Annotated in this window: 15 protein-coding genes; 8 read left to right on the top strand and 7 right to left on the bottom strand. The window is 64.2% G+C overall.

Annotated features, from left to right (window positions below; all coding sequences use genetic code 11):
- Positions 1–225: 225 nt before the first annotated feature.
- From QMX78_RS15555 to QMX78_RS15535, 5 genes are all read right to left on the bottom strand, one after another.
- Complete coding sequence (locus QMX78_RS15555) at positions 226–900, bottom strand: DNA-3-methyladenine glycosylase (RefSeq protein ID WP_282271157.1); 675 nt, start codon at positions 898–900, stop codon at positions 226–228.
- 3 nt (positions 901–903) lie between these two features.
- Entirely contained in the window at positions 904–1,275 is a 372-nt protein-coding gene (locus QMX78_RS15550; protein WP_282271155.1) for a DUF423 domain-containing protein, read from the bottom strand.
- Positions 1,276–1,373: 98 nt separating this feature from the next.
- Positions 1,374–2,513 carry an SRPBCC family protein gene (locus QMX78_RS15545; RefSeq protein WP_282271152.1) on the bottom strand — a complete coding sequence of 380 codons (1,140 nt, stop codon included), beginning with the start codon at positions 2,511–2,513 and terminating at the stop codon, positions 1,374–1,376.
- A 336-nt stretch (positions 2,514–2,849) separates the two neighbouring features.
- Entirely contained in the window at positions 2,850–3,491 is a 642-nt protein-coding gene (locus QMX78_RS15540) for a response regulator transcription factor (protein ID WP_282271150.1), read from the bottom strand.
- Positions 3,491–4,690, bottom strand: a complete 1,200-nt coding sequence (locus QMX78_RS15535) for a sensor histidine kinase (RefSeq protein ID WP_282271148.1) — start codon at positions 4,688–4,690, stop codon at positions 3,491–3,493. Before QMX78_RS15535 ends, QMX78_RS15540 begins: the two co-directional genes overlap by 1 nt.
- A gap of 149 nt (positions 4,691–4,839) precedes the next feature.
- On the opposite strand from QMX78_RS15535, the gene QMX78_RS15530 reads away from it, so the two are divergent.
- From QMX78_RS15530 to QMX78_RS15510, 5 genes are all read left to right on the top strand, one after another.
- A complete protein-coding gene (locus tag QMX78_RS15530) occupies positions 4,840–5,430 on the top strand; it encodes a GNAT family N-acetyltransferase (RefSeq protein ID WP_282271145.1) in 591 nt (196 codons plus the stop codon).
- Between the two features lies 1 nt (position 5,431).
- The gene (gene minC, locus QMX78_RS15525; RefSeq protein ID WP_282271143.1) at positions 5,432–6,211 is read left to right on the top strand and encodes a septum site-determining protein MinC; all 780 of its coding nucleotides are present in this window, start codon (positions 5,432–5,434) and stop codon (positions 6,209–6,211) included.
- 32 nt (positions 6,212–6,243) lie between these two features.
- Positions 6,244–7,053 (top strand): septum site-determining protein MinD, encoded by an 810-nt coding sequence (minD, locus tag QMX78_RS15520; protein WP_282271141.1) that lies wholly within the window; start codon positions 6,244–6,246, stop codon positions 7,051–7,053.
- A gap of 2 nt (positions 7,054–7,055) precedes the next feature.
- Positions 7,056–7,307 carry a cell division topological specificity factor MinE gene (minE, locus tag QMX78_RS15515; RefSeq protein WP_282271139.1) on the top strand — a complete coding sequence of 84 codons (252 nt, stop codon included), beginning with the start codon at positions 7,056–7,058 and terminating at the stop codon, positions 7,305–7,307.
- 76 nt (positions 7,308–7,383) lie between these two features.
- Complete coding sequence (locus tag QMX78_RS15510) at positions 7,384–7,839, top strand: hypothetical protein (RefSeq protein WP_282271162.1); 456 nt, start codon at positions 7,384–7,386, stop codon at positions 7,837–7,839.
- Between the two features lie 115 nt (positions 7,840–7,954).
- On the opposite strand, the gene QMX78_RS15505 is transcribed toward QMX78_RS15510, so the two are convergent.
- Both QMX78_RS15505 and QMX78_RS15500 read right to left on the bottom strand, forming a co-directional pair.
- Positions 7,955–9,235: a HAMP domain-containing sensor histidine kinase gene (locus QMX78_RS15505; RefSeq protein ID WP_282271136.1), complete on the bottom strand. Its 1,281-nt coding sequence runs from the start codon at positions 9,233–9,235 to the stop codon at positions 7,955–7,957.
- Positions 9,232–9,924 carry a response regulator transcription factor gene (locus QMX78_RS15500; protein WP_282271134.1) on the bottom strand — a complete coding sequence of 231 codons (693 nt, stop codon included), beginning with the start codon at positions 9,922–9,924 and terminating at the stop codon, positions 9,232–9,234. The genes QMX78_RS15505 and QMX78_RS15500 overlap by 4 nt, the downstream gene beginning before the upstream one ends.
- A 259-nt stretch (positions 9,925–10,183) precedes the next feature.
- On the opposite strand from QMX78_RS15500, the gene QMX78_RS15495 reads away from it, so the two are divergent.
- The 3 genes from QMX78_RS15495 (at position 10,184) to QMX78_RS15485 (ending at position 14,464) form a co-directional block, all read left to right on the top strand.
- Positions 10,184–11,821: a glycosyltransferase family 39 protein gene (locus QMX78_RS15495; protein ID WP_282271159.1), complete on the top strand. Its 1,638-nt coding sequence runs from the start codon at positions 10,184–10,186 to the stop codon at positions 11,819–11,821.
- A gap of 217 nt (positions 11,822–12,038) precedes the next feature.
- On the top strand, positions 12,039–12,815 hold the full coding sequence (locus QMX78_RS15490) for a phosphatase PAP2 family protein (protein WP_282271132.1): 777 nt from the start codon (positions 12,039–12,041) through the stop codon (positions 12,813–12,815).
- Positions 12,812–14,464 carry a phosphoethanolamine--lipid A transferase gene (locus tag QMX78_RS15485; protein ID WP_282271130.1) on the top strand — a complete coding sequence of 551 codons (1,653 nt, stop codon included), beginning with the start codon at positions 12,812–12,814 and terminating at the stop codon, positions 14,462–14,464. Before QMX78_RS15490 ends, QMX78_RS15485 begins: the two co-directional genes overlap by 4 nt.
- Positions 14,465–14,523: the final 59 nt, after the last annotated feature.

The raw sequence follows: 14,523 nt of genomic DNA, 5'->3' as shown, positions 1-14,523 counted from the left end.
GCTTACGCCGCTCCTGCAATCGGGAGCGCACCGCATTTGTGGGAGCGGCGTAAGCCGCGAGGCTGACGGCAACCGAGCTGCTGGGCAAAACCGCAATCAAAGGAGGCATCAGGCTTAACACCATGGCAGATTCAGCCAGGTGGGCTGCAATTCGGTGCTGACGATCTACCGGCTTCGCGGCTTACGCCGCTCCCACAGAAGAAAGCAGGCGCTTCACCTCGCCACTTAGTCCTGCGAGCGATTGGTCTTTTGTCTGGGGTCTACACTGAAGTCGGCGATGCGCCATAGATACAGGCTGGCCCAGGTGCGGTACGGGCCCCAGCGTTCGCCGCGCTCGGCCAGCGCCTTGGGCGTCAGCATTGTCTCGCTGCCATCCACGCGCTGTGCGCCCTTGCGGATACCCAGGTCATCGATCGGCAGGATGTCGGGACGACCGAGGCGGAACATCAGCATCATCTCCACCGTCCAGCGGCCGATGCCGCGCACTGCCACCAGTGCGTCGACGATGGACTGGTGATCCATCACCGACATCTGCCGCAGGCCCGGCAATTCACCGGCGCGCTCACGCCGGGCAAGATCACGCAGCGCCAAGGCCTTGTTGCCGGATACGCCACACGCCCGCAGCCCGGGGTCATCAATCAGATCGAGGCTTGCAGCGTGCAGGCGCTTGCCGCCAATCGCCGTCTCCACCCGCCCGACTATCGTCGAAGCGGCCTTGCCACTGAGCTGCTGGAACAGGATTGCCCGCGCCAACGCATCTACCGGGTCGAACGAACGCGCCCAGCCCGGTGGCGCCGGCAACGGCCCGATGCGGCGCATCCAGCCGGCCAGGCGCTTGTCCACCCGCTGCAGGTGCGCCTGCGCCTCATCGATGTCGAAGCCGCGTCGATAGCGGGGCATGGCTCAACGGCGCAAGGCACTGAGTGCCAGCAGCACCCAACCGCCCATCAGGGTGATGCCACCGGCCGGTGCCAGCGTTGTCGGCCAGTGCATCAGTACATTGCCGACCAGGCTGCCGGAGAACAACAACGTTCCCAGCAGCAACACATACAGCGCACCGCGACCCAACTGGTTCACCGAGGACGCCCCCAATCCCACCAGCACCACGCCGTGGCCGAATGCGTACAAGGCCGCGGTGTTCAGGTGCGACTGCGCCAGCGCTTCACTCACCCCATGCGAGGCGTAAGCCGACAGACCCACCGCCGCCGCCGCCAGCAGGCCGCCGCAGAAAGCCAGAAACGAGGGTTTACGCGCACGCCGTTCCACTCCCAACATCTCGTTCTCCAATCAATCCTGCAAACACCATCCATAAAAAAACGCGCCGCTGGAAGCGACGCGTTTTCTCGATCAGATCATCGACAACAACCCGATGATTACTTGACGGCCCAGTACAGGTCGTAGGAACCATCGACGGTGAAGGCCTTGGCCACGCCACCCTTCCACGACTCATACGGACGGTCAACAACTTCGTTGCCGGTGGTGGTAGCCCATGCACGCAGGCCGTTACGGGCCAGGTCCAGGCCAGCCATGTGGCCGGTGTAGGAAGCAAATGCCGAACGGTGGGCCGGAGCATGCACGTAGGTCACCGGGTTGCCCGCGGGGATCTTCACGCTCAGCTCGGCGGCATCACCCGCAGCAACCGGTGCCGCAGCAGCGGCCGGAGCGGCAGCTTCGCCGTCCTTCTTGTCGGCAGCCGGAGCAGCAGCGCTGCCCTTGCGAACCGGCAGAGCCACGTCGAAGGCGTACTTTTCAGCACCGAAATCGGTGGTGACGATACGGACCGGACCAGCAGCAACCAGACCATTGGCATCCATCGCGCGCTTGATCCATTCCATGTTGTCGTCGATCGACTTCTGGATGGCATCGTTGTTGCGGTCGATGTTACCGGCGTTGACCACCAGCAGGTTTTCAGCCGGCACCTGGACAACCTTCAGGTCGTTCAACGGCGCTTCGGCAGCGGCGTAGTCAACGTTCGGCACCGAGGCCAGCATGTTGGCCATGCGCGACAGACCCAGCTTCAGGTCGTCACCGATGTGGCGGCTGACGTACAGGCCAGCGTAACGACCAAACAGATCGAAACCGTACTTGACGCTGTAGTCCTGGGTGATCTTGACGTTGCGATCGTTCTTGCCGGTCGGCTCGAGCGTGAACGAGGTCACCTTGTCGGTACCGCGGGTCGGGTCTTCAATGGCAATCACGACGCGCTTGTTCTTTTCGCTATCGGTGATTTCCCAGCTGCCCTGGCCCAGGCCCGTGGAGGAATAGTCCATGCGGGCGCCCTTGCCGGCGTCCGGGCCGCTGAACTTCAGCTCCACGGCCTTGTCGCGCAGCACAAGCGGATTCCAATCCTTGAAGCGGCGCAGGCTGTTGACCGTGTCATACACGATCGTCATCTTGCGGTTGGTTTCGATGCTTTCGGTAATGTGGCGCTCGCCCGGCAGACACACGCCAATGAGGACAAACAGGCCAGCCACGATCCCCAAGGCGATCAGGAACTCGATAATACGGGTCATTCAGGAGTCTCCGGGGCCGATCCCACGGCCGGGTTGATTGAAGCGAAGCCCCCATCCTATCAGGCTTTTCGCAGGTTGTTCACCACATTTGGCATACCGGTTTCCATTACCAGAATGCGCTATCTCATCGATGCACCGCAGGGTAGCGTATCAACCACCAATCCTGCGCGCTTTCACCCGATAGCTGGGGCTGTATTTTGCCGTAGCCGCGCTATTTTCCACCGTCCGAGGTGTCCAGCACCAGTACTGCAGGCATTTTTCTCCGGATCGCCCACAGCGCGGCCTTGATCAGCGGAACCGTATTCATCCGAACCGCGATGTTCTGCGGTACCCGAGTCAGACAAGCTGCAGCTCAAAGGCCTTGAGCACGGCACGGGTACGGTCGCGCACGCCCAGCTTGGAAAGAATGTTGGAAACGTGATTCTTGATGGTGCCCTCGGCCACGCCCAGGGAGTTGGCGATCTCCTTGTTGGAGAAGCCGCTCGCCATCAGCCGCAGGATCTCGGTCTCGCGGTCGGTCAGCGGGTCCGGCCGGTCCAGGCTGACGAACTCATTGCGCATGTGCTCCAGCCCGGACAGCAGGCGCTGGGTCACCGCCGGCTGCACCAGCGAGCCACCATTGGCCACGGTACGGATGGCGCCCACCAGCTGTTCCAGGGTCACATCCTTGAGCAGATAGCCCTTGGCACCGGCCTTGAGCCCGGCCAATACCAGTTGGTCATCATCGAAGGTAGTCAGGATGATCGACGGCGGCAGCGTGCCGGCGCGGCTCAGCGTCTGCAGCGCTTCCAGCCCGGACATCACCGGCATGCGCATGTCCATCAGCACCACATCCGGCTGCACCTGCGGAATCATCTCCACCGCCTGGCGTCCGTCGATGGCCTCGGCCACCACTTCAATGCCGTCATCCAGCGCCAGCAGCGAACGGATGCCCTGCCGGACCAGGGTTTGGTCGTCGACCAGACAGACACGGATCATCAATTCACTCCTTGCGGCCCCGAGGCCAACATCATATTGGTAACCAGTGGCAGGCTGGCGCGAAGACGGAAACCCTCACCGCTTCGTGCCGATACGTCCAGCACACCCCCATACTGCGCCAGCCGCTCGCGCATGCCGCGCAAGCCATTGCCCGGCATTATTTCCTCGAAATCGCCACCGATGCCGTCATCATGCGCGCTGATGACCACCTGCGCGGCATCCCGCTCCACGTTGATCCACAAATTGTGGGCGCCGGCATGGCGCACCGCATTGGTGATGATCTCCTGCGTACAGCGCAGCAGCACATGGGCGCGCTCGGGATCTTCAACGCTGAACGGGTCATCGATCCGCAGGTGGATATCCAGCGACGGCACCCGCTCGGTCAGCGGCCGCAGGGCGGCCGCCAGGTCGATCGCCCCGCTCTCGCGCAGCTGGCTGACCGCCTCGCGCACGTCGGTGAGCAACAGTTTGGCCAGGGTATGCGCCTGGCGGACGTGTTCCTGCGCCTGGCCCTCGGTGATATGCCCGGCCACTTCCAGATTCAGGCTCAGCGCGGTCAGGTGGTGCCCAAGCAGGTCGTGCAGCTCACGGGAAATACGGGTGCGCTCGTTGACCCGGGCGCTTTCGGCCAACAGCAGCCGCGTGGCCCGCAGCTCGGCGTTCAGGCGCCGCTGTTCCTCCCGCGCCTGCGTCTGCTGCCGGGCCACCAGGCTGGTGACAAAGATGAACATCGAGAAGCCACCGTATAGCAGCGACTGCAGCAGCGCCTCGAACAGCGGCAGGCCCAGGATCAGGTTATAGACCGGAAGCACCGCCAGCTGGCTGAGCACCAGCCAGATGACGCCGACCCAGCGGCTCAGCAGCCACGGGATCACCCCGGCCGCGACCATCATCAGGATGCTGCCCAGGCCAGTGGCGGACAGATAGCTCACCACCAGCGCCGAAACCGTCAGCAGCAGCAACGCCAACCGGTCGTACCAGCTGGTGTGGCCGGCGGCGTTGAGCCCGCGGGTCAGCCAGAAGTAGCAGCCGCCAAAGGTCAGGTAGGCCAGGAACAGCCAGATCGCCTCCCCGGCGGCAGGCTGCAGCACACCCTCCTCAGGCGCGTACTGGGTATAGATCAGGGGCAGGCTGACCAGGGCCCAGGTAAACAGGCCGGCCAGGCGGAGGACTCGGGTATGGCTGAGGTATCCCAACATGCCTGCATGGTAAGGACCCGGCCGCCCCAACGCCCTCCCTCGGAAGTCATGCATGCCGACCTTCGCTGATGGCTCGCCCGGCTCGGGCCACCCATGCGATAATCGCGCCACAGCCCTTTGGGCCGACCGCGATACCCCACGGAGTCACAATGTCGATTGTTATCCGCGACGTGCGCGAGCACGAGCTCGATTCCGTCCTGGCACTGAACAACAACGCTGGTCTTGCGATTCTTCCGCTGGATGCAGCCAAGGTCCGCCGTTTCTACGAAACAGCCGAATACTTCCGGGTTGCCGAACGCGACGGCAACATGGCCGGCTTCCTGGTCGGCTACGGCAGCAACAGTGCCCATGACAGCTGCAACTTCGCCTGGTTCCAGCAGCGCTACCCCAGCTTCTTCTATATCGACCGCATCGTGGTGGCCAGCCGCCGCCGTGGCGGTGGTGTCGGCCGCGCGTTCTATGCCGATGCCCAGAGCTATGCTGAGCTGCGCTACCCACAGATGGCCTGCGAGGTCTTCCTCGACCACGGCGCCGATGCCGCCCTGCTGTTCCATGGCAGCTTCGGCTTCCGCGAGGTCGGCCAGAACACCATGCCCTCGGTCGATGTGCGGGCCAGCATGCTGCTCAAGGATCTGTGCAGCTACGAGTGGGTAAAAGAGACCTATGGCGACAACCTGCCCGACGTTCCCTGGGTAGGCAACACACGCCGGCTGCTGCAACAGCGGCCGACCGGAACCTGAGATGGCAGTGAATTTGGATTACGAACAGGCTGGTGAACTGAAAATCGGGCAGGTCGGCATTGCCAACCTGCGCATCCGCACCCTCGACGTGGAGCGCCTGGCCCAGGAAATGCGCGAACGCGTGGCGCGCGCGCCCAAGCTGTTCGGTCGCGCGGCGGTGATCCTGGATTTTGGTGGTTTGAGCCAACTCCCGGACCTGGCCACCGCACAGCAGCTTGTCAACGGCCTGCGCGACGCCGGCGTCCTGCCGGTGGCACTGGCCTACGGCACCAGTGAAACAGAAACCCTGTCGCAGCAGCTGGGCCTGCCGGTACTGGCCAAGTTCCGTGCCCAGTACGAGCCCGTCGAGACCGAGCCGGCTCCGGCCGCAGCCCCCGCTCCCAAGCAGAACAAACGTGCTGCAGCCGCAGCGGCAACCCCTGCCCCACAGCCCGCTGATGGCGCTGCACCACAGCCCGGCAAGATGCAGCTGACCACCGTGCGCTCGGGCCAGCAGCTGTACGCAGAGAACTGCGACCTGACCGTACTCTCAACGGTGGGCGCCGGCGCCGAGGTCATCGCCGACGGCAGCATCCATATCTACGGTACGCTGCGTGGCCGCGCATTGGCCGGTGCCCAGGGCAACACCAGCGCACGCATTTTCTGTCGCGACTTCCACGCTGAACTGGTCGCGATTGCAGGACGGTATAAGGTACTGGACGATATTCCGGACAACCTGCGCGGCAAGGCCGTGCAGGTGTGGCTGGAACAGGACCAGATCATGATTGCTGCGCTGGATTGACGCAGCTCACAACGACATTCAGGAGAGATCCTTTGGCTGAAATCATCGTAGTCACCTCCGGCAAGGGCGGCGTCGGCAAGACCACCTCCAGCGCCAGCATCGCCTGCGGCATCGCGCGGCGCGGCAAGAAAGTTGCCGTCATCGACTTCGACGTCGGCCTGCGCAACCTAGACCTGATCATGGGCTGCGAGCGCCGAGTGGTGTACGACTTCGTCAACGTCGTCCACGGTGAGGCCACGCTGAAGCAGGCCCTGATCAAGGACAAGCGCTTCGACAACCTGTACGTGCTGGCTGCCTCGCAGACCCGCGACAAGGACGCGCTGAACAAGGAAGGCGTGGAGAAGGTCCTCAAGGACCTGGCTGCCGACGGCTTCGACTACATCATCTGTGACTCCCCGGCCGGCATCGAGAAGGGCGCGTTCCTGGCGATGTACTTCGCTGATCGCGCCGTCGTCGTGGTCAATCCGGAAGTGTCTTCGGTACGCGACTCGGACCGCATCATCGGCCTGCTCGACTCCAAGACCGCCAATGCCGAAGCCGGCAAGGCCGTGCCGGCCTACCTGCTGCTGACCCGCTACAGCCCCTCGCGCGTTGAAAGCGGCGAGATGCTGAGCATCACCGACGTGGAAGAAGTACTGGGGCTCAAGGCCATCGGCGTCATCCCCGAATCCGGCGACGTACTCAACGCCTCCAACAAGGGCGAGCCGGTCATCCTGGACGCCGAGTCGCCAGCCGGCCAAGCCTATGAGGACGCCGTCGGCCGCATCCTGGGTGAAGAGCGCCCGATGCGCTTCACCACCGTGGAGAAGAAGGGCTTCTTCAGCAAGTTGTTTGGAGGATAAGCATGGGACTGCTCGACTTCCTGAGACAGAAGAAGACCACCGCCGAAACCGCGAAGAACCGCCTGCAGATCATCATCGCGCAGGAACGCAGCACCCGCGGTGGCCCGGACTACCTGCCGCTGCTGCAGCGTGAGCTGCTGGAAGTGATCAAGAAGTACGTCAACATCGACGCCGACGCGGTCAAGGTGGACCTGGTCAAGGATGGCGCCAACGACGTGCTCGACATTTCCGTGGCCCTGCCCGACGACAAGTGATGACAGCCCGGCGGCCACGGCCGCCGGGACTCCAGTGCCCGTGAACGAACGCCCTGCCAACGAACCAACCCAGCCCGTGCTGTGCGTTGGCGATATCCAATGGACCGACGCTGCGGACCTGCTCGCGCGCCACGGCCTGCGCCTGAACCACGTAGCCGCCGGCGAGAAGATTCCCGGCAGTTACTGGGGCGAGCCCGAGGCCGGCATCATCGCCTGCGATGTCTATGTGCGCGACGACACGCCGGTGCATTCGATGCTGCACGAATCCTGCCACCTGATCGTGCTGCCGCCCGAGCGACGTGCGCAGGTGCACACCGACGCCACCGACTCGGTGCCCGAGGAGGACGCCACCTGCTACCTGCAGATCGTGTTGGCCGGGCAGTTGCCCGGCGTAGGCAGCGCGCGGCTGATGGCCGACATGGACAGCTGGGGCTATACCTACCGACTGGGTTCGACCCAGGCCTGGTTCGAACAGGACGCCGACGATGCAAAGCGATGGCTCCTGGAGCGCGAGCTGTTGCCGGGCGAATGACCTTGTAGGAGCGGCATAAGCCGCGAAGCCGATAGACCATCCGGCCCGAAGGTTGCCAGCCCACAAGCATTGCCAGCTTCGCGGCTTACGCCGCTCCCACAACAGCTCTGCACTCCTACCGCGGCCGGGAACTACCCATATCCAAGGTGACCCGCGTGCCCCGCTCCGGCTGCGAATGGATCTCCAGCTTCCAGCCCAGGTGATCGCACAGCCGCGCAATCAGGTCCAGGCCAATACCCGCGCCCGGATTGCGCTCGCCCTTGCTCATGCGCGCATACACCTGCGCGACTTCTTCCGGGCTCATGCCATGGCCGGGGTCTTCAATGGTCAGCACGGCGTTGGCGGAGATTCCCAACCGCACCACGCCACGATCACTGTTCTCGATGGCATTGCGCAGCAGATTGCCAACTGCCGCCTGCACCACCGCCAGCGGTGCGAGCAACTGGCAGGGGGCAGCCTCCACCAGCACAAGTTCCAGCTCCTTGCCCTTGGCCAGATAACGGTGGTCTTCGGCGATTTCCGGTAGCAGCTCATCCAGCGCCACCAGCTCGCTCATCGCAGCCAGCTTGGCCGGATCACGCGCAAGCACCAGCAGCAGCTGGATCAACTGCTCCATGCCGGTCGACGTATTGCGCACGCGCAGCAGTTGCTGGCGCGCTCTGTCCGGCAAGCCCGGCTGCTCCAACGCCAATTCGGCGGCACCAGTGATTACCGCGATCGGCGTGCGCAATTCGTGGCTGGCGGTGCTGATGAAGGCACGTTCGCGATCGACGAAATGCTCGTTGCGCTGCAGGTAATCATTCAAGGCACCGGCTATCACTTCCAGCTCGGTACTGCCGCGCTTGTCCACCAGCACCCGTTGTCCACGCCGCTCGGGGCTCAGCTGGGCGATGTCCTCCGCGAGCACAGACAAGGGCCTTACCAGGCGGGTCATGCCAACCCAGGCCATCAGCAAGGTCACCAGCAACAACGCCACACCAGCGAGCAGTGCCCAGCGGGTGATGAAGTGCTCCAGCTCACCAAAGTCGGAAATATCCAGCGCCAATACCACCCGACCGAAGTCGGAGGTATCGCGCACCATCACCGCGGTGTCCTTGCCATCCAGCAACGCACCGTCATGCAAGCCGGGATGCAGCCGCCCCAGACTCTCGGGAATGCCGCCAGGCTCATGCTCCGCGTAAAACCACAGCGTGTCCGAGTCCTGCCAGTGGTACGCGGGGTCGGTGCGCATCTGGCCGATGATGCTGTCCAGCTCGGTGTTCAACAGCGAGCGCCACACCGCGTGCTCGGCGTGTTCGTGCACGTAGTTGGCGGCACTGAATACCGCCAGTGTCACCAACGCCACATAGATCGCCAGCCAGCCCAGCAGCTTGCGGCGCAGCGTGCGGCGTGTCATTGCGCACTACCTGCTGCAGGTGCGGACAGGCGATAGCCGACACGCGGCAAAGTCTGCAGCAGCTTCTGTTCGAACGGGCCATCGACCGCGCGACGCAGTTCGTAGATATGCGAGCGCAGCATGTCGCCGTCCGGCGGATCATCGCCCCAGAGCGCATATTCCAGCTGATCACGGGTAACTGCGGCCGGGCTGGCGCGCATCAGCACCTCGAGCAATTTGCGGCAGGCCGGATACAGGTGCAGCACCTGCCCCGCGCGTTGGGCTTCGAACGTCGACATGTCCAGTTGCAGGTCATGCACTTCCAGTACCTTGCGCGGGTTGCGTCCATGGGTACGCGCCAGCACCGCCTCCAGCCGCACCTCAAGCTCGGGCAGCGCGAACGGCTTGGTCAGGTAATCGTCGGCACCGGCACGGAAGCCGGTGATCTTGTCCGGCAGCTCGTCGCGGGCGGTGAGCATGATCACCGGCACCTCGGAGCGGAACTCCTCGCGCAGCTTGCGTAGCACTTCCGGCCCTTCCATGCGCGGCAGCATCCAGTCCAGCAGGATGGCGTCATAACTCTGGGTGCCGGCCAGGTGCAGACCGGTGATGCCGTCCGGGGCAACATCGAGGGTATGCCCGCGCGCTTCGAAGTAATCGAACAGGTTGGCGATCAGATTGTGATTGTCTTCGATGACCAGCAGCCGCATGCGTACGGGACCTTGCCGCCCCCGGGCCGGGACGCCTTCGGCGTATCCTAGCGCCGCCCCTGTCGGAATGCCGTCGTAATGCCATCCGAGCCAGCCATACTGGCTTCGACGTGTTTCCAACATGGTTCACGTCATCATCCTGCCAGCCTTCGACACCGAGCCCTTCGTGCGCCCGAACCTGCCCTGCTCCTCCCGCAACAACAGATGGTTCGTCATCCTGATCGCCCTGGTCATCGCCAGCCTGCTGGCAGGACTGGGCATGCGCTCGCCGCAGCCACCGGACGAGCCGCGCTTCGTGCTGGCCGCACGGCATATGGTGGAGACCGGGCAATGGCTGTTGCCACACCGTGGCAGCGAACTCTACGCAGAGAAGCCCGCCACTTTCATGTGGATCCAGGCGGCCACTTACAAAGTGATCGGTGACTGGAACCTGTCCTTCCTGTTGCCCTCGCTGCTGGCCGCCCTGCTCACGCTGTGGCTGACCTGGGACATGAGCCGGCGCCTGTGGAACCGGCAGGTCGCCCGTTATGCCGTCGTCGGGCTGTTCGTCTGCATCCAGTTCGGGTTGATGGCCAAACGCGCGCAGATCGACATGGTGCTGGTCGGCATGACCACGCTCGCGCTGTGGGGACTGGTACGCCATCTATTGCTCGGCCCGAACTGGTGGGCGCTGGCCCTGGCCGCGTTCGCCGCTGGCGCTGGCACCGTGACCAAGGGCGTCGGCTTCCTGCCCTTGCTGATGCTGCTGCCGTGGATGGCCTGGCGCTGGCGCCATCCGCATGCCGCCGGACCGGGCCGCAGCTGGGGCTGGTGGCTGCTGCTGCCGGCCTTCCTGGCTGGCACCGCGATCTGGCTCGGCCCATTGGCCATTGCCTTGTTACAGAACCCCGAGCCGCACCTGCAGTCCTATGCCAAGGAACTGCTGTTCAAGCAGACCGGCACCCGCTACGCCAACGCCTGGCACCACCACCAGCCGTTCTGGTACTACCTGCAGGTAATGGCCACGTTGTGGCTGCCGGGCAGCCTGCTGGCACCGTGGCTGCTACCGGCGTGGTGGCGCCGTTGCCGCCGTGCCGATCCGCGCTACATCCTGCTGCTGGGCTGGGCCCTGTTGGTGTTGCTGTTCTTCAGCGCAAGCCCCGGCAAGCGTGAGGTCTACATCCTGCCGATGCTGCCGGCCCTGGCCATCGCGGCGGCGCCATTGCTGCCCGGCCTGCTGCGCCGCACCGGCGTGCGCTGGCTGCTGCTGGCCTACGTGCTGTTGTTGGCACTCGCCACCCTGGTGGTCGGCTACGGCGCCGTGCACGGCGATGGCTGGGCCCAGCGCAATGCGATCAAGCGCGCTATCGACCCGTGGGTGCTGCCGCAGGTTGGCTGGTGGCTGATCGGCTTTGGCGCCGCCTCGCTACTCGTGGTGGTGGTACTGCGACTGCGCCGTGCCGGGCTGGCGGTAGCGCTGACCACGGTAATGCTGTGGTCGATGTATGGGCTCGGCGCGATGCCTGCACTTGATCCCTACAGCTCCGCTTCGCTGGTGATGGACAAAGTCCGTGCGCACATCGGCCCTGATGCTGAGCTGGGCATGGTTGCCTGGCGTGAACAGAACCTGCTGCAGACCCATCCACAGGCCACCGACTTCGGCTTCAAGCGCCCGGTCGCCGAACAATGGGAAGACGCGGCACGCTGGGTCATTGCAGATCCGCAGCGGCGTTGGCTGTTCGTGCTGGACAAGGCTATGACACCCTGCGCCGATCGTAGCCAGGTCATCGATATCGGCAGTGCCAACCGCAACAACTGGCAGTTGCTGCCCGGCACCGCGCTGCAGGCCGATTGTGTCGCCAGGACCCACGGCGTCGTGGCCGGCAGTGAAGGCGCACTGGAAAGCGACGGCGATTGACGCCTGAAGATTGCAGCGCGCTCCTTGAACCGGAGTGCTTGAAACATAGGTAAGAGAGGCTGCGCCGGACCCGGCACAGCCTCTCTTGCATTCATGCTGCCGCGCCCATCCCGGCAGCCAAGCTGAAGCACCGACAAATTCACGACATCGCTCCTACCTGTCTCCGACACAGGCCGACCGAGCATGGCCGCATCCAGATTGACGGTGCCCCAGCTCCATGTCGCAGCAACCCACTTCCGCCACCCTGATTCCGGCCGCCGAACGCAGCCGTTTGAGTTTCGCCGGGCGTGCCCTGCTGATCCCGCTGATGATTGCTGCCGCCGGCAGCCTGTTGTTGATGGCAGGCAACGGTGACCAATGGCTTGCCGATCAGCTGTTCCGCTGGCAGGGCAGCCAGTGGGCGTTGAAGGATGCGTGGTGGACCAGCCACCTGATCCACAAGGGCGGCCGCAACCTGACCTGGTTTGTGGCGCTGCTGGTGATCCTGGCGCTGATCCGCAGCTGCATGGACCAGCGCTGGCGCCCGCTGCGGCGGCCGCTGGCCTACCTGCTGTCATCGGTAGCGCTGACCAGCAGCATCGTTGCGCTGCTGAAATCCTGGACCCACATGGACTGCCCCTGGGACCTTGAACGCTATGGCGGACTACGCCCCTTCATCGGCCTGTTCGAACAGCGCCCGGTTGCCCTGGGTCACGCCGCCTGCTTCCCGGCCGGCCATGCCGGCTCGGGCTACGCCTGGGTGGCGCTGTTCTTTTTCATGTTGCAGGTGCGCCCGCAATGGCGCTGGCCGGCACTGGGCACCGCCCTGCTGGTCGGGATGGTGTTCGGCCTGGCCCAGCAGCTGCGTGGCGCCCACTTTGCCTCGCACGACCTGTGGGCACTGACGATCAGCTGGCTGGTCGCAACCGTTCTTTACCTGTGGCTGTTCCCAGCGTCTGCATCGATCACATCCCCGGCGCGTGCTGCACATGGCGCCATTGGAGAAAACGCATGAACGTCGCTGTCGCCCGCCCTGTCGGATTGCAGCTGTCCTGGTCACGCCTGCACAACTGGCGCCCGGAGATCAGCACCGAAACCTTGATCCTGTTGGCCAGCGTGTTCTTCGCGTTGGTCTGCAACACCTTGTTCTGGCGCAGCGCGCTCGCTACCAACCCGGGCAGCATCCTGTTCGCGGTGTCCCTGTTTGCACTGCTGGTGAGCGCGCACGCGATCCTGTTCAGCCTGCTGATCTGGCGCTGGAATGCCAAGGTCGTGCTGACGGCGCTGTTCATCACCACCGCCTTCGCCACGCACTACATGAACAGCTACAACGTCTATCTGGACGCGGACATGCTGCGCAATGTGCTGGCCACCGACCACAAGGAATCAGGCGAGCTGATGACGCCGGCATTGTTGCTGCCGTTGCTCGGCTACGGCCTGCTGCCGACACTGCTGCTGTGGCGCATGCGGCTGCGCAAGCGCAGCTGGGGACGCACCCTGCTGTGGCGTGCAGCCTTCCTGCTGGGCGTGATCGTGGCCGGCGGCGCCGGCACCATGCTGTCGTTCCAGAATGTTTCCGCGTTGATGCGCAATCACCGTGAAGTGCGCTACCTGGCCACGCCGGCCAACTATCTCATCGCGCTGAAGCAGAACCTGGCCAGTTCCAGCCCGATAAAGAAGCAACCCAAGTTGCCGCTGGGCACGGATGCCAAGGCCACGCCGCGTGCCGCCACCAGCAAACCGCGCCTGCTGGTGCTGGTTGTGGGCGAAACCGTGCGTGCACAGAACTGGGGCTTGAACGGCTACGCCCGCCAGACCACGCCGGAGTTGGCGCAGACCGGCGTGATCAACTTCCCGGACATGCATTCCTGCGGCACCAGCACCGAAGTGTCGCTGCCGTGCATGTTCTCGCCGTTTGGCCGTCACGACTACGACGAAAAAAAGATCCGCGGTCACCAATCACTGCTGCACGTGCTTGAACATGCAGGCATCGCTACCCTGTGGCGCGACAATCAATCCGGCTGCAAGGGGGTTTGCGACGGCCTGGAAATCCAGCGTCTGGATGATGCAACCACGCAGGACCTGTGCGCCGACGGCCGCTGCATGGATGAGATCCTTCTGGAAAACCTCGCTGCACAGGTACGCGCCAAGCCCGGCGACCGGGTGGTTGTGCTGCACCAGCTGGGCAACCACGGCCCGAGCTACTTCCAGCGCTACCCCGTGCAGTTCCGCCAGTTCGCGCCAACCTGCGACACCGCAGACCTGGGCAAATGCAGCCGCGAGGACATCGTCAACAGCTACGACAATGCGATCCGCTACACCGACCATTTCCTGACCCGCACCATCGCCTCCCTGCGCGGAATGGAAGACTACGACACCGCGATGATCTACCTGTCCGATCACGGCGAATCGCTGGGTGAGAAGGGTCTGTATCTGCACGGCGTGCCGTATGCGATTGCTCCGGAAGAGCAGACCCGGGTACCGATGGTGATGTGGTTCTCGCCGGGGTTCGCCGCGGACCGTGGCCTGGACATGAGCTGCGTACGCCACCGCGCGGCGCAGCGCAGCGACCAGGACAACCTGTTCCCCTCGGTGCTTGGGCTGATGCAGGTGCAGACGTCGGTGTATGACCAGTCCCGCGACCTGTTCGCCCCCTGCACATAAGGCCATATGTAGTGCCGAGCCATGCTCGGCAGAAGGCTCTACCGGTAACGCCCTTGCCG

It is taken from the genome of Stenotrophomonas sp. PS02298, from assembly GCF_029959445.1.
In the GTDB taxonomy this organism is placed as follows: Bacteria; Pseudomonadota; Gammaproteobacteria; order Xanthomonadales; family Xanthomonadaceae; genus Stenotrophomonas.
Note: the sequence above shows the minus strand (reverse complement) of the source record. Positions and strands in the feature narration are given on the sequence as shown.